The sequence below is a fragment of the Myxococcus sp. MxC21-1 genome (genome assembly GCF_032612255.1).
Classification (GTDB): domain Bacteria; phylum Myxococcota; class Myxococcia; order Myxococcales; family Myxococcaceae; genus Myxococcus; species Myxococcus virescens.
Genome location: NZ_CP123278.1, coordinates 8,816,681 through 8,838,664 on the forward strand (window position 1 = coordinate 8,816,681; position 21,984 = coordinate 8,838,664).

A 21,984-nucleotide genomic window follows, 5' to 3' on the forward strand; every position below is an offset into this window, starting at 1 on the left:
GACAGTGCGCCCGCCGCGTACCCGTCGGGCAGGGTGGGTGTTCAGGAGCGCGGTGAATGCCGGGTGCGTGCGTGAAGGCAACCCTGATTTGGGGTTCCCATCCGCCGCTCAACACATGCGGTGTGCACCGCCGCACCTCAGGCAGGGGGGCGCCCCCCAGTCCGTTGCCACGCTTTCGTGAAATGCGCTCCCTGGGGAATGCGCGCCCGGTGTCTCCGCCGGGTGCCGTTCGAGAAGGAGCGGCTCATGAAGCGGTGGGGACTCATGGGGCTGTTGGCACTCGCGGCATGTGGGCCGGACGACTCCTCGGACAAGGGAGCCCAGAGCCAGGTCTGCCCGAACATCATCGCGGGCTCCCTGTCCGAACCCGTGGAGACACGGCACGTCCGGGCCCCCCTGACGGATGACGACGGCCGGCAGCGAGTCATCATCCGTTATCGGAATCAGGGGGTGATGGCCACCGCCCGCGTGCATCAAGTGGGTGGACAGGTGACAGCCACCTTCCGCTCCACGCCCGCGGTGGCGGCGCGCATGTCGCTCCAGGAGCAGCGCGCGCTCCTGGCCGAAGACCCGACAGTGGAGAGCATCGAGCAGGACCAGGAGTGGCGCGCCCTGGCCCCCGCCACCGCGCCGATTCATCCCGTCCTGGCCTCGGTGGCGCGGGGCGCCACGCCGCGCGAGTTCACCCCCGGGCTGCGCAAGGTCCAGGCGCACGAGGTGTGGGACGTGGATGGGGACGGACTGCCGGACCCGGACCGGCCCACGGGCGCGGGCGTGCGGCTGTGCGTCATCGACAGCGGCCTGGATTTGGAGCACCCGGAGCTGCGCGACGCGGTGGTCGCCGGCCGCGACCTGCTGGAGGACGATGACGACCCGTCCGACTTCAGCAGCGGCCACGGCTGGGGCACCGGCCACGGCACGCACGTGGCGGGCATCATCGCGGCGCGGCCGTGCCACGGCGGGCGCGGCTCGCCCCAGCTGTCGGACACCGGGGTGATGGGCGTGGCACCGGGCGTGGAGCTGATCATCACCCGGGTGCTGGACATCCACGGCCGCACGCACATGAGCTTCGTCCTGGCGGCGGTGGAGTACTGCGCGGAGCAGGGCGCCAAGGTCATCTCCCTGTCGCTGGGCGGCGGCGTGCCCTCCAAGACGACGTTCGAGGTCTTCGCGGCGGCCCACGCGCAGGGCATCCTGGTGGTGGCCGCGTCGGGTAACAGCAACGCCCAGCGGGTGGACTACCCCGCGTCGGACCCACACGTGCTGGCGGTGGGCGCGGTGGACTCCCTGGACCAGCGGGCCACCTTCTCCTCCGGCGGAAGCCAGCTCGCGCTGGTGGCCCCGGGCGTGGACGTGCTGTCCACCTTCCCGCGCGGACAGGGCGCGTTCTCCACGGTGGACGTGCGGGACACCCGGCCGCTGTCGCGCTCACTGCTGTATGCCCCCATCGAGAACAAGTGGGGCAAGCTGGTGGATTGCGGGGGCGGCGCGACGCTGGACTCGTGCAAGGGCAGCACATGCAGCGGCTTCGTCGCGTACGTGCGGCACGGCGAGGTGCCCACCGACATGGCCATGGTCAACGTGATGAAGCAGGGCGCGCGCGCCGTCATCTTCGCCAACTCGAGCTGGGAGGGCGGCGTGGACATCCTCACCATGCCTCGGCGAGGGCAGTGGGTGCCCGCCGTCACCATCACCCAGGCGGGTGGCACCGTGCTGCACCGGATGCTGGGCGAGCTGGCCCGCATCAGCATGAGCCCGGCGGACTACGCCTATATGTCCGGCACCTCCATGGCCGCGCCCTACGTGAGCGGCGTGGCCGCGCTGCTCTTCAGCGCCCGTCCCTCCGCCACGCCGGACCAGGTCAAACACGCCCTGTTGTCCTCGGCGAAGGACCTGGGGCCTTCCGGCCATGACGAGGACTTTGGCCATGGGCTGGTGCAGGCCCGCGGCGCGCTGGAGGTCCTCACCCAGCTGCCCTGACGGGTGGGAAGGACAGCCGCACCAGGTGCCCCACGGCCCGCGTGGGCCTGATTGCCAGGCCCTCCCGCGCGGACCACGTTGCCTTTCGGACGCAAACCAAGGAGTCCGTCATGAAGGCACTCGTACGTGGCGCGCTGTGCGCGGCGGCGCTCTGGGGCGGCGCCGCGCTGGCCCAGGCGGAGGACCGCCCCATCGCGGAGCCGCGCATGCGGTCCGCGGAGACAGTGGAGTTCAACGACAGCGGGCGGAAGCGGGCCGACACCGGCATCTATGCCCAGCTGGGCGGCGGCCTGGAGGGCTACACCGGTCAGCTCGCCCCGGAAGTCACCCCGGGCTTCTCCTATGGCGCCGCGCTGGGCTACCGGCCGCACGCATTCTTCGCCGTCGAGCTGGGCTACAGCGGCGGCCTGAGCGACATCGACAGCCGCATGGGGCTGCTCGACGACGGCGAGGGCGGACCGGACATCGTCCGCAACGCCGGCCGGCCGTCATCGTGGGCAACTTCACCGACACCCGGCTCCAACCCTACGTCCTGACGGGCATCGGCCTGGACCGCTACAACGTCCGCAACGACGCCCGGGGCGCCGTCCGCGGCTTCTCCGATGACACCAGCGGCTACGTGCCCGCCGGCGCGGGCCTGCGCTACCAGATGGGCAACCTCATCACCGCCGACGCCCGGGTGAACTACAACTTCCTGTTCGACCAGGACTTCGCCCCGGGCGGCCGGGCTCCCGGCGCGCTGGACGGCCGCTACTCGGCGATGCTCTCGCTGGGCGGAACCTACTGACGGCGGCGGCGGAAGCGTCCGGGGCCTTCTCCCCCGGGTGCCCCACCCCTTGAACGGCCTCAGTAGGGCCGGTCGACATGCATCCGCGCGGCGGCCCACGTCCCCTGGAGCCAGGCGGGGAGCTGCTGCTCCAACTTCTTCGCCTCCCCTTCGGTGATTTGGGCATGGAGCGCGGAGAACACGCCGTGGAGCACCAGCCGCACGTTCTCCGGTTCCGCGTTCAGGTGGTTGGCCACCATCAAGTAGAAGTCGTCGCGGTCCAGCTTCGCGGGCGCCTCGCCGTGGTGCCTGTGACAACCGCGCAACAGCTCGCGCACGTCCGGCGAGAGCTGCTCGCGCAGGTGCGCCACCCACGAACCGGACAGGCGCTCCGACAACGCACAGAACACCGCCTCGGCGGCCTTGTCCGCTTCGTAATCCGGAATCTGGGAGGATATTGCGTCCAGAAACGATTTGCGGTCCGTCCCCACGCCCAGTCCCGTCCACGAAGGCGTGCGCTCCTGCTTTTGTATCGACATGGTGTCGTCTCCTCTCCCTGCCCTTCACCGTGGGGGTGCGCGGGAGCGCTGACAGCAGACCGCGCGGCGGAGGCAGGGCCGCCCGTTCCGTGGGAAGAACCTCCGCGCGCCAAGACCAGACATGCCCGGATTCGGGATTTGCGTGTCCGTCTTTGGGACCGGGGTGACAGCCAAACGCGTCAAGCGTTTGTGTTTGATTCGACCGATGATTTCATCTGATGGAGCGCCACGCGGCGTGCTCTGCCGGAAACACTTGGCGTTCAAAACTGCCCGGAACTCCTGGGGAACTGTTCAAATCCCGGCCCCACGAAGAATGCGAGGGGTGGCTGGAATGAATTCCCATCGCAATTGTCTTGAGCGCGCATCGTAGACCGCTTGCACGGCGACCTTGCCGCCATCTCAACCATCAAGAATTGAGGAATTCATGTATCGCATTGCCGTAGCCGCCCTGGTCCTTGCCGCGTCCGGTTGCGCCACCACGGGCGGTGGCGGTGGCCGTGAGGGCAACGCCACCATCGCCGGCGTCATCCGCCTGCCGGAGAGCGGGCTGCGTGCCGATGACGCCTGCGGGCAGCTCCAGGTCATCGTGGCCTCGCCGGACGCGCCCACCAACGGGCTGGGCCGAACGATGGTGAAGCCGAGCCGCGGCAACCGCTGTTCCTTCACGGTGTCGGGCGTGCCCAGCAACACCGACCTCCAGGTCGGGCTCGCGGCGGGCGGCGGCCTCAAGTGCGAGACGGGCGCCACGCCGGCCATCACCCCGGAGCCTTCCACGGTGAAGGTGGGCGACTACGGCACCGCCACGCGCGACTTCGCCCTGAGCTGCGGCGCCTGAAGTTCTGAAGCACGCCCGTGACGCCGCCCGTCCCGCCCTCCCCATGGGGCAGGCGTAGCGGCGTCACGCCATCAGCACGAACTCGTCCGGCGGGCAAGAGGCCCTTGTGGATTGATTCGCGTCGAAGGGGACGCGAAGCTTCCCGGGTCCTTCGCAGAAAGACGAGTTGGGTGATGAATTCGTACCGCTTGCGCGCCGTGACGCTCGCCCTGGCCCTGGGCGGGTCGGGCATGGCGTGTGAATCCGAAGAGCCGTTCCCCAACCTCGACGAGCTGGACCAGCTCCGCAGCCTCCACAGCCTGGGGCGGCAGCCGCCGAAGGACAGCACCAACCGGATGGACGGGCTCGCTCGCGCCGAGGCGCTGGGCGACGTGCTGTTCCACGACAGCGGCCTGTCACGCTGCGGCACGGTGTCCTGCGCGAGCTGCCATGGCGGCGAGGGCCTCACGGTGCCCACCGCCAAGGCGAAGGGCTGCGACGGGCACCTGTCCGAGCGCAACCCGCCCACCCTGCTGAACGTGGCCTACAACCGCTGGTTCATGTGGGACGGACGGGCGGACCGGCTCTGGAACCAGGCCATCCTGCCGCTGCTCAACCCGGTGGAGATGAACACGGACGCGCAGGTGGTGCGCGCCCGGCTCACCGCGGTGGAGTCGTACACCACGGAGTATCAGGCCCTCTTCGGCAAGGCGCCCGCGGACGAGACGGACCCGGCGCTGCTGGCCAACGTGGGCAAGGTGATGGCGGCCTACCAGCGGACGCTCGTGCGCATCGACGCGCCCTTCGACACGGACGTGCGGCGCTTCATCACGGCGGCCGAGGCCGGCCAGGCGGAGGCGGACCCGGCGTACCTGGGGCTGAAGACGTTCCTGCGCAAGGGCCAGTGCATCGTCTGCCACAAGGGGCCGGCGCTCACCGACGACCTGTTCCACAACATCGGCGTGCAGGACAGCAGCCCGGGCGCGAGCGGGCAGTGGAGCGCGCTGACCCCGCTGCTGGACTGGGAGTTCAACGCCGCCAGCCGCTACAGCGACGCGCCCACCGGCACCATCGCGGCGCGGCTCCAGACGCTGCGCACCCAGGCGGACCCGGCGACGTTGGAAGGCGCGTTCCGCACGCCGTCGCTGCGCAACGTGGCCCTGACGGCGCCGTACATGCACACCGGCGCCCAGGCCACGCTGGAGGAGGTCGTCGACTTCTACAACGAGGGCGGCGATGCGGCCGGCAGCTTCGTGGGTCAGAAGACGGTGACCATCGTTCCGCTGGAGCTGACGAACGAGGAGAAGCGCGCGCTGGTGACGCTGCTCCAGTCCATGACGGGCGCGACGCCCCCCTGAGGCAGGCGGGGCGGCCCCTGGGGCCCCGGCACCTTTTCACACGGGGAATGTCCCAGTTGTCCCAGCCCCCATGTCCAAGGTGGCGAAGATGCCGCCAGGGTTGAGCGCCAAGGAACTCCGGGACCTCGCCTTGCTCCAACGGGAGGCGGATGCCAGGGACGCGGTGCAGGCGTCCTGCATCCGCGTGCCTCACGCGCCCTGCGCTCAGCGCACCAGGTGGAAGTCCGTCTGGCGCTTCCAGCCCCAGTGCACGCGGCCCTCGGCGTCGATGGTGATGTCCTCTTCCTGAGCCGAGCGCACCCGCTGACCGTTCCACTCCGGCACCGCGGACGTGGCCTGCAGCTCGATGGAGTACCACTGGTTCGCAATCACCTTGTGGTCTCCATTGCCGGGCACGCCCTCCTGGCGGTCCCACAGGCCCACCATGGGGCCGGCGCCGTGGCCGTGGAGGCCAATGGGATGCGAGTACACGGTGCCGTCGATGCCCTCGGCGCGCATCCGCTCGCGGGAGGCGCGGAGGATTTCGTTGCCCGTGCGGCCGGGACGCAGCTCCTCGAAGACGATGTCCTGCAGCCGGTTGGACGTCTTCAGCGCGGCCTTCAGCCCTTCGGGGACGTCCTTCTCGCCCTCGCGCAGCACGTAGCCCATGTGCTGGGTGTCCGTGTTCAGGCCCAGCGCGGTGATGCCGTAGTCGCAGTGCAGCACGTCTCCGCGCTGGATGATGGGGTCGTCGCCCAGCTCCTGCTCGGTGACGCCGTGCCGCTGGATGTCCACCGAGGGCTGGAACCACGTCTCCAAGCCCAGGTCCGCCAGGCGCTGGCGCATCCACCACTCCACGTCACGGGTGGTGGTGACGCCCGGCGTGATGACCTGGTTGGAGAAGGCCGTCTCGATGATGTTCCACGCGAGCTTCGTCTGCTCCTCGTAGAAGCGGGCCTCATCCGCGCTGCGCCAGGCGAGGAGGTCCACCGCCAGCCCATCCACGGAGGTGAAGCGCTTCACCCAGTCCGGGCCGAGCGCCTCCGCCATGCCCTCGTATTCGCCATGAGTGAGGCCGTCCGCGAAGGCGAAGGTGCGCGACACGTTGAGGGCGATTCGCTTCGGCTGGCGCTCCTCCACCACCTGCTTGAGCACCTGCCACTGCTCGGGGCCCCACAGCTCCGCCTGCCGGCTCACACCGCCGCCGTCCACCTGGTGCTGCGCGCGGCGGGGCGTGTAGATGCCTCCCTGCGAGCCACCTCCCAGCGCGAGCCGCTCCACGCCCTGCTCCGGACCTCGGTCGAAGAAGACGTAGATGGTCCGGCGGCGCGCGGCGAACGTCGTTGGCGAGACGAGCGCCTTGAAGACAGGGTCCTCGTTGTACTCGCGCATGGGGATGACCCACATGTCCACGCCGTACTGGCGCATGAGCTGGGGCAGGGCCTTCTCCATGCGCTCGGCCAGCCAGGCCTGCTGGCGCTTCGCCTGCTCACGCAGGGTGCCAAAGGGACGCTCGGGGGCCGGGGATTTCGCCTCGGCGGTGGTGGCGTCCGGTGCCTGTGCCTTCGGAGAGACGGTGGCGCAGGAAGTGGAGAGCAGCAACGGGGCAAGCAACAGGGTCCGAGTGCGCATGGCCGCGCAGTCTGTCACGCACCGGCGCGCGGCGCGCGCGGAGTCCGCACGCCGTCAGCGGCTCACGCCCCGAGAGGCCCGCGACTCCGGAACGCAGGGAGCAGCCGTGAAATCGCCGGAGTCAGGGCACGCCCGCACAGGCCGCGCCATCCACGCCGCACACAGCGAGCAAACGGGCTTCGTCGATGGATTGTTGGCAACCGCTCGCGGTGGCCGCGTCGAGTTCATCGATGCGCGCGCGCATGCACTGCACGCAGCCCGCCTTCGCGCCACTTTCGGTTCGCGACAGGTCCGGCTCCACCGCCGCGTAGGCCGCGATGCGGTCCGCCTCGCACTGCTCGCGTGACACCGTCAGGGTTCCGCACTGTTCCTCATACGCGCACGCGGATGCAGCCACGCGCTCCGACCAGCCAGCGTAGGAGCGCTGCGGTGCCTCCGAGCCACCACACGCCACGAGCCACACGCACACCACCAGCGACGCCTTCCACGGGTTCATGCCCGCATCTCACCCGGCGCTAGCGCTGGAGTCACCCTCAACGCCTGCCTGCCCGTTCGCCCCCAGCGACCTCGAGCCTCGCCGCGCTTGTCCACACACAGCGAGGCCCGCGAGACGCGCGTCACTCAACCGGCCCGGCCACGGAGAGTTCCATCACGGCCTCGGCGCCCCCCACTCTCGCGCAGCACACGGCGCCACGACACAAGCGTCCGGGACATAGCGCTCGCTCTCGGACAGCATGCCCGCCGCCTCGTTGCCACCGCCCATCACCAGGACCGCGCCGTCTCCCAGCGCCAGGGCGCCCAGCTTCTCGCGCGGCGCGTCCAGCGCGGGCGCGGAAGACCACGTCTCCGTCTTCAAATCGAAGCGCTCCACCGACGCGAGCGCCCCCGTCGTGTAGTGCTCGCCGCCCATCATCAGCACCGCGCCATCCGGCAGCACCACCGTCGCATGATGCTCACGAGGCACCTTGGGCGCGCCCACCAGCGTCCACGCACCCGTCTCCGGCGAATACACCTCCGCCGTGGCCGCCGCGCGTGCCGTGGTTCCCCCACCACCAACACGCGCCCATCCGGCAGCAACGTCACCGAGTGCGCCAGCCGGTGCGTGCCCGCCGCCCCACCGGTGAGCCCCGCCTTCTCCCAGAGTCCCGTCACCGGGTCATACAGCTCCGCCTGCAGGCCACTCACGAACAGGGCCTTGCCGTTGGCCAGCACCACCGCCGTCTGGGCTCCACCCCGTGAGAAGCCCGGAGGCGACGCGGCGCTCCACATCCCCGTCGCAGGATCGAACAACTCCGCCGAGCGCAACGGCCGCTGGTCCACATCCGTCCCACCCGCCACCAGCACGCGCCCATCCGCCAGCAGCACCGCGGCCGGGTCATTGCGCGCCACGCCCATGGGGCGAACCTCCGTCCACGTCCCGGTGTCCGGCGCATACACCTCCGCGTCCGCAAGCGCGCCCATCGCCACGCCGTTGGAGCCGCCCATCACCAGCACTCGGCCGTCCGTCAGCCGCACCGCGGCGTGGTTGCGCCGGCGCGTGTGCATGGCCCCCGTCTCACGCCAGCGGCCCGTCTCCGGCTCGAACACCTCGCAGCTCCCCAGCGTTCGGCTCCCGTCATGCCCGCCCGAGGCCAGCACACGCCCACCCTCCATCACCACGAAGGGCAGGAGCTTGCGGGGTGTGGACAAGAACAGGCCCTGCTCCGCCGCCCCGCTCCCCCCGTCCTCCGCGCGCGGACCCGCGCTGCAAGCGAACGAGACAGCGAAGAGGATGACCGTGACACATGATGCCGAAAACCGTTGCATGACCCCACCTGGAATGCCCGTCGAAGCAGTCATGTCTAGACTGACCGTCTGACATTCCAGGGCGGCCCAACCTGAGTGATTCCCGACGCTTACCCGGCACCCGAGGCCCGTCCGGCGACCCGTCCAGAGCGGGCCGGAGCGAACGTGCAACGCCTTGCGTCACTCGTTTTCTCGCGGCTCAAGACTCCACGTCAACATTCACGGGCTCGCGCTCCAGTCCCTCGGAATGGCGAGGCGGGAGCGCGCCGCCGTCGTCATCCACCTCCAGCACGAGGAGCGGATGGTCCGCGTTGACCAGGTAGACGTCGTGGCCGCGGATGAAGTCCACGTCGGAGAACTCCACCAGGTAGTCGCGCCGGGGAATGGGCACCAGCCCCTGCTCCAGTTCGAAGTGCGTGTCCCCGATGCCCGCCACGCGCCCGATGACACGGCCTGTCGCCGTCCGCACGGTCATGCCTTCGTGTACGTCGTCTGTCCGAATCATTCCGGCCTCCTCGCGCTCGGGTGCCCGGCCCGTCCGGGACTCCCAGACAACAGTGCGAGCGGGCATGACGGGACGCACCTGCGACGGCGCACGCGGTGGAGCGCTCGCGACGACGGCCCGCCGCTCCACCACCGCGCGAACGCAGGGGCCGCCGAGCCGCATGTCCTGCCAGGAGAACGCGAGGCGCCAGGCCGCCAGCCCTGGCGTACTCCGGGCAGGCATCGAGGCCACATGGGCAGGTGCGTGCCTAACGTTCCAGGCAGGAGGTGCACCATGTTGCTGGAACTGTCCGCCGTGGAGGCGCGCGACGTGAAGCAAGCGCTGGACACAGCGCTGCGCGCGCTCTTGGAAGAGATGGCCCATGCGGACCCGCGCGCCCATCGCGACCTGCTGCGCGAGCGATATGAGCGGCTGGACCAACTCAACCGCCGGCTCGACATGAGCCTGGAGGGAGAACAGGTCTACGCCTGAGGCCCGCTACAGGGCCCGGCCCGACTTCGCGTCGAAGCGCCGCGGCTTCGCCGCGTCATACCGCAGCCACACCGGAGCGCCCGTGGGCACACGGAAGTCCCCGGCGGCGCGCGCCACCATGCGCTCCCCGGCCACGTCCACTGTCACCCAGCTCTCCGCGCCCATGAGCTCCACCAGGTACACGCGGCCCTCCAGCGCGCCTGGGGGCGGCGTGCCCTGCCCCACTTCCAGGTGCTCGGGACGCAGCCCCAACACCACGTCCGCGTCCGGCAGGCCCAGCGTCCGGGGCTTCACCAGGTTGATGCGCGGCGCGCCGAAGAAGCCCGCCACGAACAGGTTCGCTGGCGCGTCGTACAGCTCGCGCGGCGGAGCCACCTGCTGCACCTCACCCTGGTTCATCACCACCACGCGGTCCGACAGCGTCATCGCCTCCGACTGGTCGTGGGTGACGTAGACGAAGGTGGCCTTGAGCTGCTCATGCAGCTTCTTGATTTCCCCCCGCATCTGCGTGCGCAGCGCCGCGTCCAGGTTGGACAGCGGTTCGTCGAAGAGGAACACCTTGGGTCGCCGCACCAGCGCGCGCCCCAATGCCACGCGCTGCCGCTGGCCTCCCGACAGCTCCTTCGGCTTGCGCGACAGCAGGCCCTCCAGCCCCAACAGCGAGGCCACCTCGCGCACGCGCGCGTCGATGTCCGCCTTCGCCATCCCCGCCACCTTCAGCGGGAATGCGAGGTTCCGCGCCACGTCCAGGTGCGGATAGAGCGCGTAGCTCTGGAACACCATGGCGATGTCCCGCTCCCGCGGTGACATGTCATTCACCACCGCGCCATCGATGCGCAGCGTGCCGCCCGACATCTCCTCCAGCCCGGCGATGAGGTTCAGCGTCGTGGACTTGCCGCAGCCTGACGGGCCCACCAGCGAGATGAACTCGCCGTCCGCGATGTCCAGGCTCACGCCCTTCACCGCGGCCACGCCGCCCCGGTACACCTTGCGCACGTCCTCCAGGGACACCGTCGCCAAACGCCTTGCCTCCCGGGCGCCCGGCCTCTGGACGCCCCATGTGTCATTCCGCCTCACCCACGGACCTCGAAGCATCGCGCCCTCCGCGCCCAGGGCAAGCCTCATGGCGAGGGGCCGCCCCGCCTCTGACCGCCATCCCACACCGGGATGGAAGCCGGGCGGCCGGGCGCCCCTTCCCCGCGCCAGGCAGCCGCTTCTTGGAGGCGGAAGGCGGCGGACGCGCACTATGTTCGCGCGGCCATGAGTCCCTCGAGCCCACCGTCCTCCCACAAGCTGGCCATCGAAGTGCGGGACCTCCACAAGTCCTTCGGAGACCAGCACGCGCTGCGGGGGGTGAACCTGGAAGTGCCAGAGGGCACCACCTGCGTGCTGATGGGCGTGTCCGGGTCGGGCAAGACGGTGCTGATGAAGCACATCATGGGCCTCTTGCAGCCGGACCGGGGCACCGTCCTGGTGGATGGCGAGGACGTCGCGCGGATGAACGAGGCCTCGCTCGACCAGATGCGCCGCAAGCAGGGCATCCTCTTCCAGGCGAACGCCCTCTTCGACTCGCTCACCGTGTTCGACAACGTGGCCTTCCCCCTGCGCGAGCGCACCCGCATGCCCGAGGCGGAAATCGCCGAGACGGTGAACAAGACGCTGGAGCGCGTGGGCCTGTCGCATGCGACGCAGCGCTTCCCTGGCGAGCTGTCCGGCGGCATGCAGAAGCGCGTGGGCTTCGCGCGCGCCACCATCCTCCAGCCGAAGATTCTCCTCTACGACGACCCCACCGCCGGACTGGACCCACTCACCACCGCGGCGGTGAATGAAATCATCACCACCGGCAAGCAGCAGCTCGGCGCCACCTCGCTGGTGATTACGCCGGACGTGGCCTCCGCCTTTGGCATGGCGGACCATCTGGCCCTGATGCACGAAGGCCGCATCGTGGAGTACGGCCCGCCAGACGCCTTCCGTGAGTCACAGCACCCCGCGGTGATGGCCTTCCTCCGCAACTGGCTCCGGCGCCGCGCCCAGAACAAGCGCGCGGCCCAGGCCTGAGGCGGCGCGCCCCCGGAACGCGCGTTGCAAACAGTCCGGTCCACCGCGCGAGTGCGGCCCGACGACCACGATGCTTCCCCCATCCCCTTCGCCCCTCGTGGCACCCCGGACACGGCGCGGCCTGCTTGCCACCCTCGTTGTGCTCCTGTCGTGCAGCACGCCCACGCCGCCGCCGGAGCCTCCACGGGTGGTGCTCTGGGCCTGGGAGCGGCCGGAGGACCTCCGCTTCCTCGCGCGGACGGGGCGCCCGGTCAGCGTGGCCTTCCTGCGCGCCACGCTCGCGCTCACGGAGACGGAGGTGCGCGAACACCCGCGTCGGCAGCCGCTCCACGTTCCGCCCGGGACACCCTTGAGGGCCACGGTGCGGATGGAAGCCCATCCGGGCGCGTCGCTCGCGAAGTACCCGCCCGAGCGACTGCACGCGCTGGCGGACCGGCTCGCCACGCTGGCGCGCCTTCCGGAGCTGACGGCGCTCCAGATTGACTTCGATGCCCGCGCGTCCGAATACGACGCCTACGTCGCGCTGCTCCAGGCGCTCCGCCAGAAGCTGCCCCCATCGATGGCGCTGTCCATCACCGGTCTCGCCTCATGGTGCACGCCCGGAAGCTGGCTGACGCACGCGCCCGTGGACGAAGTGGTGCCCCAGCTCTTCCGCATGGGCCCGGAGGCTCCCACGTGGCGCGCCCGCTTCGCGCGCGGACTGCCCGCCCCTTGCCGGGGCAGCGTGGGGCTGGCGCTCGATGAGTGGCAGGTCGTGCCCCCTGGCGTCTCCACCCTCTATGTCTTCAACCCCCGCCCCTGGACGCCCGAGGCGTTCACGCGCGCGGTCGCGGAGCTCCATCCATGAAGAAGCTGCTCATCACCGTCACCAGCGGCCTCGCGTTCCTGCTCACCCCCACCGAAGCGCGGGCGTGTGCCTACGATTCCGCCGGGGCCGTGTTCGTCACCAGCAGCCATCCCGACTGGCCGCTCTCCACCTTCGCGGCCGGGCGGCTGGGCGTGGTGCATGGCTCGATGCGCACCGCCTACCTCGCGTTCGCCTACCGGACGATGATGGGCATTCCCACCACGCCCGAGGAGCAACAGCCCCTGGTGACGCGCTGGGAGCTCATGCACCAGGCGTTGCCGGAGCACCTCTCCCTGACACCAGGATTCCAGCGCTGGCTGGCGATACGGAAGCAGGTGGCGCCTCAGCTCCCAGAAGCCTCGCCCGAGCATTCCCGGCAGGTGAGATACGCACAGGTCCCCCGCATCCAGGGTGACGCGTTCCAGCGCGCCGCGAACACCGCCACCGACCTGGCCCAGGCGTGGAAGAAGCACCCCGCGCTGGTGGAGGAGTGGGTGCGCAACCAGGACACCGTCTTCGGCCCGTGCGCCATCCTGCCGGAGCCCGACCCGCAGCTGGATGAAGGCGTGAGCGCGCAGCACCAGGCCCGCCGGCGGGACGAGCGCGCCTACCAGGAGGCGGCCTCGCGCTTCTACTGCGACGACTATCCCGGCGCCCTGTCCTCGTTCCAGAAGCTCGCTGCGTCGCAGGAATCGCCCTACCGGGCGCTCGCCGCCTACCTCGTGGCGCGCACCCATGTCCGGCAGGCGCTGATGGAGAAGAAGGGTGAGTATCACTTCGAGTCGCGGGAAGACGCCGTCTTCCTCTCGCGGCTGGGCGAGGCGGACCGGGTGCTCGATGGCGTGCTCGCCTCCCCGGAGCTGCGGAGCGTCCATGCGCCCGCGCGCGGCTTGCGGAGCCTGGTGCGCTACCGGCTGCGGCCCAAGACCGGCACTGTGAGCTGCTGTCGCACGTGCTCGAACCCGGGACGGGCACCGCCCTCGCCTCGGAGCTGGGCGACCTCGACCTGATGTTGCGGGAAGCGAGCACCTGCGAGGGCCTCCCCGCGCCCGCCGAGGCGCTCCAGGCGTGGCTCCACGCCATGAAGGACACGCCCTACAGCGCGGCGCCCGATGCGGAGCGCCGCGCGCAATACGACGGAGCCCTGGCCCGCTGGAAGAAGACGGCGCACATGCCGTGGCTCGTCGCCGCGCTGGCCAAGGCGACGCCGGACGCTCCGGGCGTGCCGGAGCTGCTCGCCGCCTCCGCGAAGGTCGCGCCCACGTCTCCCGCCGGCCTGACGGTGGCGTACCATGCCGCGCGGCTGTTGCATGGCCGAGGCGAGATAGAGGCGGCGCGGGCGCGGCTTGCGACGGTACCCGCCGAGCTGACCCGGGACCTTCCCTCCACGGACAACCTGCTGCGCGAGGAGCGGCTCGCGGTGGCCAGAGACCCGGACGAGGCCATGCGGGAAGCGGTCAACATCATCGCCGACTATGAAATGAGCAGCAGCTACTCCGAGCCCTACACCACGCCGCTGGCCGAACGGCCCCGGCTCTTCAGCCCGCGCGCCGTGGCCATGCTGGAGCCCCGGCTGACAGCGAAGCGCATGGGTGAGCTGGCGGCGGGGGACATCCTGCCTCCCGCCCTTCGGCGGCAGCTCATGTGGACCGCCTTCGCGCGCGCCACCGTCGCGGGTGACGACGCGACGATTCAGGCCGTGGCGAAGCGCCGGCGGCGACGGAGCCCAAGGCGAAGGCGGAGCTGCTGGCGCTCGCCGGCAAGCCCACGCCCGAGGAGCGTCAGTTCGAGGCCCAACTGCTCCTCATGGGACTGCCCGCCGTCTCCGCTCGGCTCAACGCGGGCGAGGACCGGCTGGCGAACACCCATCCCAACCTCAGCCTCACCATGGACATGTCCTACCAGCGCAACTGGTGGTGCGGTCCGAAGCCGGACGCGAGCGTGCCCCCGTGCACTTCGAGGACACGCCCGACGCACCGGACGCGGCGCGGGAGTGGAAGGCCCTCCAGGACGCGGGCAACTCGGTGCCCTACTTCGCCCGCGTCGCCATGGCCTGGGCCCAGACCCACCCGGATGACCCGCGCTCGCCCATCGCCCTGTTCCGCGCGGTCCGCGCCAGCAAGCGCGGCTGCGGACAGGCCACGCGCGAGGCACGCGAGGCCTTCCGCTATCTCCACAAGCACTACGGCAAGACGAGCTGGGCGAAGCGCACGCCCTACGTGTACTGACGTCCCGCCTACAGCACGCGCTGGGTGGCCTGGCGGATGCGGTCGGGCTGAGAGGCTGTGCGTTTGCGCTCGAATGGCACGCGTGGTGTAGCCTCCCGGACAACGGGAGTACACGTGTCCATGCAATCACAAGGCAACAAGGTTCTTCGTACGGTGACGGTGGTCCTCGCGGTCGTCCTGCTGGTTTTCGTGGTGCTGACGGCGGCTGGAACCTTCTTCGGTGGGACCAAGATCCGCCCGCTGTTCGGCATGCCGGAGGGCGGCCTGCACGCCCTCGACGCCGGTGACGCGGCGCCCCCGGCCACGCCGTGATGAGCCTGGAGGTCCTAGGCGGGGGCCGCGATTTCCTTCGGGGTGCTCGCGTGTGTCTTCTGGCCGTTGGAGAAGGCCTGGGCCGCGCGGCCGGGACAGCCGCTGCTGCGCCCTGCCTTCCGCACCGACCTCGCCTACTTCGTGGCGCAATACCTGGTGCTCGCGCCGCTGGCGCTGCTGATGCTGAGCCACGTGCAGGCGCTCTTGCACCTGGACCTGCTGTCGGGGCTCCAGGCCGCCGTGGCACGCCAGCCCTGGTGGCTTCAGGCACTCGAAGCGGTGGTGCTCTGCGACCTGCTCGTCTACGGCTTCCACCGACTGTCACACCAAGTGGACTTCCTCTGGCGCTTCCACGCCGTCCACCACTCCGCCGAGCACCTCGACTGGCTCGCCGCGCACCGCGAGCACCCCGTGGACGGACTGCTCACGCAGTTGGTGGTGAACCTCCCCGCGATGCTGATGGGCTTTCCGCTCGAGACGCTGGCGATGCTCATCGCCTTCCGCGGAATGTGGGCCATCTTCATCCACTCCAATGTCCGGCTGCCGCTGGGGCCGCTGGGCTTCCTCTTCGGCGCGCCCGAGCTACACCACTGGCACCACGCGCGCGAACGGCACACACGGCACAACTTCGGCAACCTCGCGCCGTGGACGGATTGGCTCTTCGGCACCTACCACCGGCCCACCGGGCCCGAGCAGTATCCGCTCGGGCTCGTGGAGCCGTTTCCCCGGCGCTTCTGGGCCCAGCTCCTCTCGCCCGTGACGCAGGCGACTGACAGCAGGAATACGCCACGCTGAGCTGGAACTTCGTTCCCGCTGGCGGCAGTCCGTCACACCGCCCTGGAGGTCCGCGTCTCGGATTGCGCGTCCAGGAATGTTCCCAAGGTGGCATTGACGAGCGCGGGCTCCTCCACGGTGGAGGAGTGCCCTCCGCGCGGCAGGGTCACCAGGCGTGAGCCGGGGATGAGCCGGTGCAGTCGCTGCGCCTTGGCGGGGACGGTGGCCGTGTCCTCGGCGCCCACGACGACGAGCGTGGGCACGCGGATGTGTGGGATTTCGTGGGCCACGCCGCGCCGCTCGATGACGCCGTTGACGGCGCGCCAGATGTCGCGGCGGTTCTCCATGAGGCGCGTGCGCCAGCGGCTGCGCTCCTCGGCCCGGTTGGGGTCCGTCATGAAGCTGCGGCCGAACATGATGCGCATCACCGGGTCCGCCACCGGGCGCAGGCCCGCCAGGCGCGCGGTGAGGTTGAGCAGCGTGTAGCGCGGCACGTTGTGAAGGGGCTCCGGGTCGGCGGATGTCTCCATCAGCACCAGCGAGCGCAGCAGGTCCGGCCGCCGCGCGGCGATGCGCATGCCGACGAAGCCGCCCATGGACAGGCCCACGAAGTGACAGGGCCCCACGCCCAGCCGCTCGATGAGCGCCACCGCGTCCAGGTACACCGTCTCCATGTCGATGACGCGCGCCGGAGGCACGGCGCTCTGGCCCTGGCCCCGGTGGTCATAGGCGATGCAGCGGTAACGTCCGCACAGCGCTTCCACCTGCGGATCGAAGAGGCGACAGCTCCACAGCAAGCCGTGGCTGAAGACGATGGGCACGCCCGTGCCACCCGAGTCCTCGTAGTACAGCTCCGTTCTGTTGACGGTCAGCATCGGCATGCGCGGCACCCTCCCCGGCTGGCGAGGATAGGCGAGCGACACGCGCGGACGGGTACACCTCTTCGCGGAGCCGTTGGCCGGCTGACGTCCCGCTGCCCTCGGGGCCCACGCGACTGGCTACCAGAGACCCTTGGCTTGAAGCAGCTCGCCCACGCGGCGGGGCTCGGCGCGCCAGGCGGTGAAGAAGTCCTCAGCGGCGTCGGGGGACAGGTTCTCCCAGACGAGGCGGCCGGTGTCCTCCTCGCGGCGGCAGCGCACGAAGGTGGAGCGCACCTGTTCGGGCGAGTCGAAGGAGAGGCTGTCGAGCAGCTCCGGGCTCTGGCTGGTGAGCAGGGCCTGCCGGGGTTCGAGCTGTTCGAGGATGGCGCGGACCTGCCGGGGGTGGAAGGCGTGCGCGATCTCATCCGCGATGACGACGGCGCGGGCGTGGGCCAGGTAGTGGAGGAAGGCCACCAGGCGCTTCTGGCCGTAGCCGAGCTGACGGGCGGAGAGGCGCTGGCCGGCGGCGGTGACGAAGCAGAGGTCCAGGTTTCCCAGGGACAGCGTTTCGTATTTGCCCTGGGGTTGGGTCTCCAGCGGGGACAGGAGCGCCTCCGCGGACGCGAAGCCGAGGAGCCGGGCGGCGTCACGGAGGAAGGGGACGTTCTCCGAGGACAGCACGTAGCGGGAGGCGCCCCACTGCGCGGCGGCGACCTTGCGCAGGCCGTCGAGCAGGTCTTCCGATGCCACGCCCGTGCCCGTCGCGAGCACGCCCTCCGTGCGGCGGGAGAGCCGCAGCTCGGCATGCCAGAGCTGGTCGAAGTGCGCGAGCCCTCGTCGAAGCGGCGGAGGTCGGCCTGCGCGGAGACCTCGCGCGCCATGGCGAGCATCGGCTCGACGGCGGCGGTGCCCTCGCCCGTCTTCTCCACCCAGGCGATGCCGCCCGTCATCAAGACGAGCCAGAGCCGGCCACCGACTTCGGGAGCGATGCGCTCATGCACGACGTCGGTGGTGTCGTCCTCGCGGGAGACGCGGAGCTGCTGGCCCTCGCGGTGGATGACCAGCGGCCAGGCCATGTCGCGCGGGGCCACGGTGATGTCCATGGACAGGCCGCTCGTGCCTTCCGTGCCCGAGGGCACGTTGCGCACGCGCACGGTGATGCGGCCGGTGTCCGCGGCCAGCGCATATTCGAGGTCGAACGCCTCATGCCGCAACGGCGTGAAGTCCGAGCTGACCACGGCGGCGGCGAGGTCCAACAGCGTGGACTTCCCGGTGCCGTTCTCCCCGAGCAGCACGTTGAGGGACGGGCTGAAGAGCAACCGCGTCCCGGGCTTCACGGAGCGGAACTGGTGGACCTGGAGCCACTGGAGCTTGAGCATCAACCGGAAGACTGGCTCCCAGGACGCTTCAGCGTCAACTCGCGCCGCACGGCGGCACGGCCCCCCGGGACTCCCAGATGGGCCGGCGCTTGTCCACCCACGCGAAGACCTTGTTGGACCAGAAGCTGGCCATCGTCAGCGTCACGCAGTCGCCCGTATCGACATGGACGATGTCCCACTGGTCCGCGTTATTCCGACTCCGGGTGTCGAAGCCCAGCCGATGCTGGCCGTCGAACGTGGCGAAATGCACGAAGCCACCCACCGGAACCCACTGCGAACAGGGCAGGACGCTCAGCGCGGGCTCCCGCACGACGAGTCCATCATGCGCGCGCCAGAAGAGCTCTACCTGGAATGGAAGCGGTCCGCCGAGCCGCTCCGAGAGCGCCTGGAGTGCCTCGGTTGAAGCGGGTGGGTGGAAGACCACCTCCAGCCCACGAGAGGCGCTCCGCTTGTCGAGGGCACGGCGAAACTCTTCCACTCTCATCCCGACTCCATGGCAGCGGTGGAAGGGCGCAGGGATGCGCCATCCATGAGGGTGCTGTGACGCAGCGACACGGGGCGCCCAGTCTAGCTCCTTGGCATCTACACCGGCCCCGGTGAAGCCTGCATCTTCCCCCCTGCGATTGAGATGACTGCGGAGAACGGGCCGGACACCGACCTGTACAACCACGCGGGCGGACGGCTGACCAATCCTGGGCCCCTCGTTCGACATGACCGCCAACCTCGACTGCGAGCACGTCAACGCGCGAGGCTTCCCAGGCGTGCTGCCCCCAGTGCCACTGTCGGCCGGTGGCAGGACCACCCTCGCGCCCAGCCTCCCGGGAACGGACGCACGCCCCCTCACGGGGATGCTGCGCTTCGACGACGACTGGGACGCGGAGCGCTGAGCTGTTGTCCAAGCCCGCGCAGTCGCATCGCCCCCGGAGGCCGGGCATGACAGCAGCCCTGCCCCACGGGCTGCCTGTCCTGCCCTTCTTCATGCACTGACACGCAGCCCCGTCCCTTTTTCTGTCCACCAGACGCAAGGCAGCCCCGCCGGCCGTGGTGGCTGGGCAACGCGCTTCCTACCTGTGCGCGCGCTCCCATGAATGCCCTGCTGCTCGCAGCCCTGCTGTCCCACGCCTCCAGCCTCCTGCTGGCCCAGGCGGGCCCCGGCACCGACGCGGGCGTGGAGCCCCCGCGGCCCGCGCTCCCGCCCTCTCCCCGGAGACACCCGAACCACCGCGGTTCCCAGTGTCAGACCCACTGCTGAAGCCCATTCCCCCAGCCGACATGCAGGTGGCGACCTGGGACGAGGCGCTGCAACTGCTGCGTCAACGCTCCGCCCGCCTGTACACCGCGCTCGCCCAGGTGGAGGCCGCGGCGGGCGTGCAGCGAATCGCCCTGGCCGCGTTGCTGCCCACGCTCACCGGCACCGTCTCCGTCCAGTCCAACGTGCTCAATCCCGACGCGACGCCGCTCCTGGGTGGTGGCGGCGGAGCGGGAGGCGGAATCGGCGGGGGCATTGGCGGCGACGTCGGAGGCGCCCAGTCCCCGGGCCTCACCCGCCCGCCTTTCCTGGGACTGCTGAACGCCACCCAGCCCCTGTTCAGCCTCTCGTCCATCATCGCGCTGGGCACCGCCCGCGAGGCCCGACGCACCGCCAACCTGTCGCTGGCGGAGACGCGGCGCCAGCTCACCAGCGCACTGGCCCAGTCACTGGTGCTCGTCGCCGCGCAGGAGCGGATGGCCGAGGTCAACCGCATCAACCTGCGCACCGCCCTGGAGCGGCTGGCCCTCACGGAGCGCCGCTTCGAGCTGGGCGCGGGCACGCGGCTGGACGTCGTGCGAGTGCAGCAGGACACGGAGACGGCGCGCAACCTCGTCGTCCTGGGTGACGAGACCCTGCGCAAGGCCCGTGAAACGCTGGGGCTCGTGCTGGGCATTCCTCGAGGCGTGGGCCGGCCCGGGGCGTCCAGTTGGAGACCCTGCTCCAGCACTCGCGGCGGGACTGCCAGCAACTGGAGTCGCTCGACCGGCGCGCGGACATCGCGGTGGCGCGCTCGCGGCGCACGCTGGCCGAGCGGCAGGTGTCGGAGGTGAAGGCGCGTTATGCCCCGACGCTCGCGCTGACCAGCACCACCCTGGCCCTCACCGTGGAAGAGGGCTTCGTGACGGTGCCGGTGTGGAACATCGGCGCCAGCCTGGTGCTGCCCTTCTGGGATGGCGGCGCACGAGAGGGCCAACTGCGGCAGACGCGCGCGGGCGTGGAGGTGGCGAAGCAGGGGCTGGTGGAGCTGGAGCGCACAGCTTCGGTGGAGGTGCTGCAGGCACGGCGCGCCGTACAGGTGGCGGAGGCGGCCACGCGCATCGCGGGCCGGGGACGCGCCCTGGCCGAGGAGAACGACCGGCTCACCCGGCGCAGCTTCGAGGTGGGAACGGGGACCAGCCTGGAGCTCATCCAGACAGCGTCGGACCTCCGCCAGGCGGAGCTGCTGCTGGTGGTGCGCGAGTTCGAGCTGGAGCAGGCGCGGGTCGCGGCGTTTCTCACGGAGGCGGCATGCGATTGGTGAGGACGTGGAGCACGGGACTCGCCGTTCTGCTCCTCGTGGGCTGCCGCTCGCAGGGCGACTCAGGGCCGCAGGGAGGCCAGGCGGCCACGAACCAGCCCATGCCGGTGGAGGTGGAGCGCCTGGTTCCCGCCGAGGTGCGCGAGTCCAACGAGTACCTGGGCGCGCTCATCTCCCGCAGCAGCATCACCGTCTATCCGCAGGTCGCTGGCTACGTGAAGTCGATTCCACTCAAGCCGGGAGCACGCGTCGAACAGGGTGAAGTGCTGCTCGTGGTGGATCCCCGACGAGAAAGCGCGGGCCTGCGCGCCACCCAGGCGCAGCAAGCCGCCGCCATGGCGCAGCGAGCGTACGCCCAACAGACGCGCAAGCGCAGTGAGCAGCTGCTGAAAGAGGGACTCCAGAGCCGCCAGGATTATGACCAGGCGGTGGCGCAGGCACTGCAAGCCGAGGCCAGCGCGCGCGCCATCGAAGCCCAGGTGCAGGCCCAGGAGGTCCAGCTCGGCTTCTACGAAGTGAGCGCGCCCTTCGCCGGCATCGTGGGCGACTACCCGGTGAACGTGGGCGACTTCGTGACGCAGCAGACGGCCCTCACCACGCTGGACCAGAGCAACACGTTGGAGCTGTCCGTCCAGATTCCCGTCGAGCGGGCAGGCACCGTCCGGGTGGGCACCACGCCAGTGGAGGTGTTGGACCCGGAGGGCCGGCTCGTGGTGTCCGCACCGGTGTTCTTCGTAGCGCCCACGCCCAACGCCACCACGCAACTGGTGGAGATACGCAGCGTCTTCGAGAACACCTTGGGCCTGCGCGCGGGACAGTTCGTGCGCGCCCGGGTCGTCTATGCCACGCGGGAGGCCTTACGCGTCCCGACCGCCGCCGTCACCCGCATCAGCAGTCAGTCCTTCGTCTTCGTGATGCGGGACTCCGACGCGGGCACCGTGGCGCAGCGGGCGCCGGTGAGCCTGGGACTCGTCTCTGGCAATGACTACGAGGTGACGGGCGGACTGGACGCGGGCACGCCCGTGGTGCTCAGCGGCATCCAGATGCTCCGCGATGGCCAGCCCATCCAACCCAAGGCCCCCTCGCGCAAGCCACCTCAGGGCGTGGGCGGCAGCGGGACCGACGGCGGCACCCCGCCGGAACAGTGA

Annotated in this window: 27 protein-coding genes and 1 pseudogene; 18 read left to right on the forward strand and 10 right to left on the reverse strand. The window is 70.4% G+C overall.

The window, feature by feature from the left end; genetic code table 11:
* Positions 1-246: 246 nt before the first annotated feature.
* The 3 genes from QEG98_RS39740 (at position 247) to QEG98_RS39750 (ending at position 2,767) form a co-directional block, all read left to right on the forward strand.
* Positions 247-1,980 carry a S8 family serine peptidase gene (locus tag QEG98_RS39740; protein ID WP_316565055.1) on the forward strand — a complete coding sequence of 578 codons (1,734 nt, stop codon included), beginning with the start codon at positions 247-249 and terminating at the stop codon, positions 1,978-1,980.
* A gap of 110 nt (positions 1,981-2,090) precedes the next feature.
* Positions 2,091-2,516, forward strand: coding sequence for a hypothetical protein (locus QEG98_RS39745; RefSeq protein ID WP_316565056.1), 426 nt, complete (start codon positions 2,091-2,093; stop codon positions 2,514-2,516).
* Positions 2,474-2,767 (forward strand): hypothetical protein, encoded by a 294-nt coding sequence (locus tag QEG98_RS39750; RefSeq protein WP_316565057.1) that lies wholly within the window; start codon positions 2,474-2,476, stop codon positions 2,765-2,767. Before QEG98_RS39745 ends, QEG98_RS39750 begins: the two co-directional genes overlap by 43 nt.
* Before the next feature lie 59 nt (positions 2,768-2,826).
* Here QEG98_RS39750 and QEG98_RS39755 read toward each other — a convergent pair whose 3' ends face one another.
* Entirely contained in the window at positions 2,827-3,285 is a 459-nt protein-coding gene (locus QEG98_RS39755) for a DUF2267 domain-containing protein (protein WP_090493880.1), read from the reverse strand.
* 424 nt (positions 3,286-3,709) lie between these two features.
* Between QEG98_RS39755 and QEG98_RS39760 the strand changes: the two genes are divergently transcribed.
* Together QEG98_RS39760 and QEG98_RS39765 are read left to right on the forward strand one after the other, a co-directional pair.
* Positions 3,710-4,120, forward strand: coding sequence for a hypothetical protein (locus tag QEG98_RS39760; protein WP_316565058.1), 411 nt, complete (start codon positions 3,710-3,712; stop codon positions 4,118-4,120).
* Positions 4,121-4,293: 173 nt separating this feature from the next.
* On the forward strand, positions 4,294-5,457 hold the full coding sequence (locus tag QEG98_RS39765) for a cytochrome-c peroxidase (protein WP_090493885.1): 1,164 nt from the start codon (positions 4,294-4,296) through the stop codon (positions 5,455-5,457).
* Positions 5,458-5,661: 204 nt separating this feature from the next.
* Here the strand turns inward: QEG98_RS39765 and QEG98_RS39770 are convergent, their stop codons facing one another.
* The 5 genes from QEG98_RS39770 to QEG98_RS39790 form a co-directional block, all read right to left on the reverse strand.
* Positions 5,662-7,068 (reverse strand): M24 family metallopeptidase, encoded by a 1,407-nt coding sequence (locus QEG98_RS39770; protein ID WP_316565059.1) that lies wholly within the window; start codon positions 7,066-7,068, stop codon positions 5,662-5,664.
* A 121-nt stretch (positions 7,069-7,189) separates the two neighbouring features.
* Positions 7,190-7,564: a hypothetical protein gene (locus tag QEG98_RS39775; protein ID WP_011557140.1), complete on the reverse strand. Its 375-nt coding sequence runs from the start codon at positions 7,562-7,564 to the stop codon at positions 7,190-7,192.
* A 153-nt stretch (positions 7,565-7,717) separates the two neighbouring features.
* Entirely contained in the window at positions 7,718-8,032 is a 315-nt protein-coding gene (locus QEG98_RS39780) for a kelch repeat-containing protein (RefSeq protein WP_316565060.1), read from the reverse strand.
* Positions 7,981-8,874, reverse strand: coding sequence for a Kelch repeat-containing protein (locus QEG98_RS39785; protein WP_316565061.1), 894 nt, complete (start codon positions 8,872-8,874; stop codon positions 7,981-7,983). The genes QEG98_RS39780 and QEG98_RS39785 overlap by 52 nt, the downstream gene beginning before the upstream one ends.
* Positions 8,875-9,052: 178 nt before the next feature.
* Positions 9,053-9,580 carry a hypothetical protein gene (locus QEG98_RS39790; protein WP_316565062.1) on the reverse strand — a complete coding sequence of 176 codons (528 nt, stop codon included), beginning with the start codon at positions 9,578-9,580 and terminating at the stop codon, positions 9,053-9,055.
* A gap of 51 nt (positions 9,581-9,631) precedes the next feature.
* On the opposite strand from QEG98_RS39790, the gene QEG98_RS39795 reads away from it, so the two are divergent.
* Positions 9,632-9,829, forward strand: a complete 198-nt coding sequence (locus QEG98_RS39795; protein ID WP_090493897.1) for a hypothetical protein — start codon at positions 9,632-9,634, stop codon at positions 9,827-9,829.
* A gap of 6 nt (positions 9,830-9,835) precedes the next feature.
* Here QEG98_RS39795 and QEG98_RS39800 read toward each other — a convergent pair whose 3' ends face one another.
* Entirely contained in the window at positions 9,836-10,849 is a 1,014-nt protein-coding gene (locus tag QEG98_RS39800) for an ABC transporter ATP-binding protein (protein ID WP_316565063.1), read from the reverse strand.
* Between the two features lie 240 nt (positions 10,850-11,089).
* Between QEG98_RS39800 and QEG98_RS39805 the strand changes: the two genes are divergently transcribed.
* From QEG98_RS39805 to QEG98_RS39835, 7 genes are all read left to right on the forward strand, one after another.
* Positions 11,090-11,887, forward strand: a complete 798-nt coding sequence (locus tag QEG98_RS39805) for an ABC transporter ATP-binding protein (RefSeq protein ID WP_316565064.1) — start codon at positions 11,090-11,092, stop codon at positions 11,885-11,887.
* Between the two features lie 70 nt (positions 11,888-11,957).
* A complete protein-coding gene (locus QEG98_RS39810) occupies positions 11,958-12,734 on the forward strand; it encodes a DUF3142 domain-containing protein (RefSeq protein WP_316565065.1) in 777 nt (258 codons plus the stop codon).
* Positions 12,731-13,744 carry a hypothetical protein gene (locus QEG98_RS39815; protein ID WP_316565066.1) on the forward strand — a complete coding sequence of 338 codons (1,014 nt, stop codon included), beginning with the start codon at positions 12,731-12,733 and terminating at the stop codon, positions 13,742-13,744. Before QEG98_RS39810 ends, QEG98_RS39815 begins: the two co-directional genes overlap by 4 nt.
* A complete protein-coding gene (locus tag QEG98_RS39820) occupies positions 13,687-14,811 on the forward strand; it encodes a hypothetical protein (RefSeq protein WP_316565067.1) in 1,125 nt (374 codons plus the stop codon). The genes QEG98_RS39815 and QEG98_RS39820 overlap by 58 nt, the downstream gene beginning before the upstream one ends.
* Positions 14,783-14,962: a hypothetical protein gene (locus QEG98_RS39825; RefSeq protein ID WP_316565068.1), complete on the forward strand. Its 180-nt coding sequence runs from the start codon at positions 14,783-14,785 to the stop codon at positions 14,960-14,962. Before QEG98_RS39820 ends, QEG98_RS39825 begins: the two co-directional genes overlap by 29 nt.
* Positions 14,963-15,082: 120 nt before the next feature.
* Positions 15,083-15,274: a hypothetical protein gene (locus tag QEG98_RS39830; RefSeq protein WP_316565069.1), complete on the forward strand. Its 192-nt coding sequence runs from the start codon at positions 15,083-15,085 to the stop codon at positions 15,272-15,274.
* Between the two features lie 42 nt (positions 15,275-15,316).
* Entirely contained in the window at positions 15,317-16,069 is a 753-nt protein-coding gene (locus tag QEG98_RS39835; RefSeq protein WP_316565070.1) for a sterol desaturase family protein, read from the forward strand.
* A gap of 32 nt (positions 16,070-16,101) precedes the next feature.
* Here the strand turns inward: QEG98_RS39835 and QEG98_RS39840 are convergent, their stop codons facing one another.
* The 3 genes and pseudogenes from QEG98_RS39840 to QEG98_RS42590 all read right to left on the reverse strand — a co-directional run.
* Positions 16,102-16,929, reverse strand: coding sequence for an alpha/beta fold hydrolase (locus QEG98_RS39840; protein ID WP_090493910.1), 828 nt, complete (start codon positions 16,927-16,929; stop codon positions 16,102-16,104).
* 117 nt (positions 16,930-17,046) lie between these two features.
* The gene (locus QEG98_RS39845; protein WP_316565071.1) at positions 17,047-17,679 is read right to left on the reverse strand and encodes an AAA family ATPase; all 633 of its coding nucleotides are present in this window, start codon (positions 17,677-17,679) and stop codon (positions 17,047-17,049) included.
* Between the two features lie 530 nt (positions 17,680-18,209).
* Positions 18,210-18,287, reverse strand: a pseudogene (locus QEG98_RS42590) (hypothetical protein); the annotation flags it as partial.
* A gap of 710 nt (positions 18,288-18,997) precedes the next feature.
* Between QEG98_RS42590 and QEG98_RS39855 the strand changes: the two are divergent.
* From QEG98_RS39855 to QEG98_RS39875, 5 genes are all read left to right on the forward strand, one after another.
* Complete coding sequence (locus QEG98_RS39855) at positions 18,998-19,174, forward strand: hypothetical protein (protein WP_316565073.1); 177 nt, start codon at positions 18,998-19,000, stop codon at positions 19,172-19,174.
* Between the two features lie 197 nt (positions 19,175-19,371).
* Positions 19,372-19,539, forward strand: coding sequence for a hypothetical protein (locus tag QEG98_RS39860; RefSeq protein WP_316565074.1), 168 nt, complete (start codon positions 19,372-19,374; stop codon positions 19,537-19,539).
* 20 nt (positions 19,540-19,559) lie between these two features.
* Positions 19,560-20,369, forward strand: coding sequence for a TolC family protein (locus QEG98_RS39865; RefSeq protein ID WP_316565075.1), 810 nt, complete (start codon positions 19,560-19,562; stop codon positions 20,367-20,369).
* Positions 20,321-20,839 (forward strand): TolC family protein, encoded by a 519-nt coding sequence (locus tag QEG98_RS39870; RefSeq protein WP_316565076.1) that lies wholly within the window; start codon positions 20,321-20,323, stop codon positions 20,837-20,839. Before QEG98_RS39865 ends, QEG98_RS39870 begins: the two co-directional genes overlap by 49 nt.
* On the forward strand, positions 20,827-21,984 hold the full coding sequence (locus QEG98_RS39875) for an efflux RND transporter periplasmic adaptor subunit (RefSeq protein WP_316565077.1): 1,158 nt from the start codon (positions 20,827-20,829) through the stop codon (positions 21,982-21,984). Before QEG98_RS39870 ends, QEG98_RS39875 begins: the two co-directional genes overlap by 13 nt.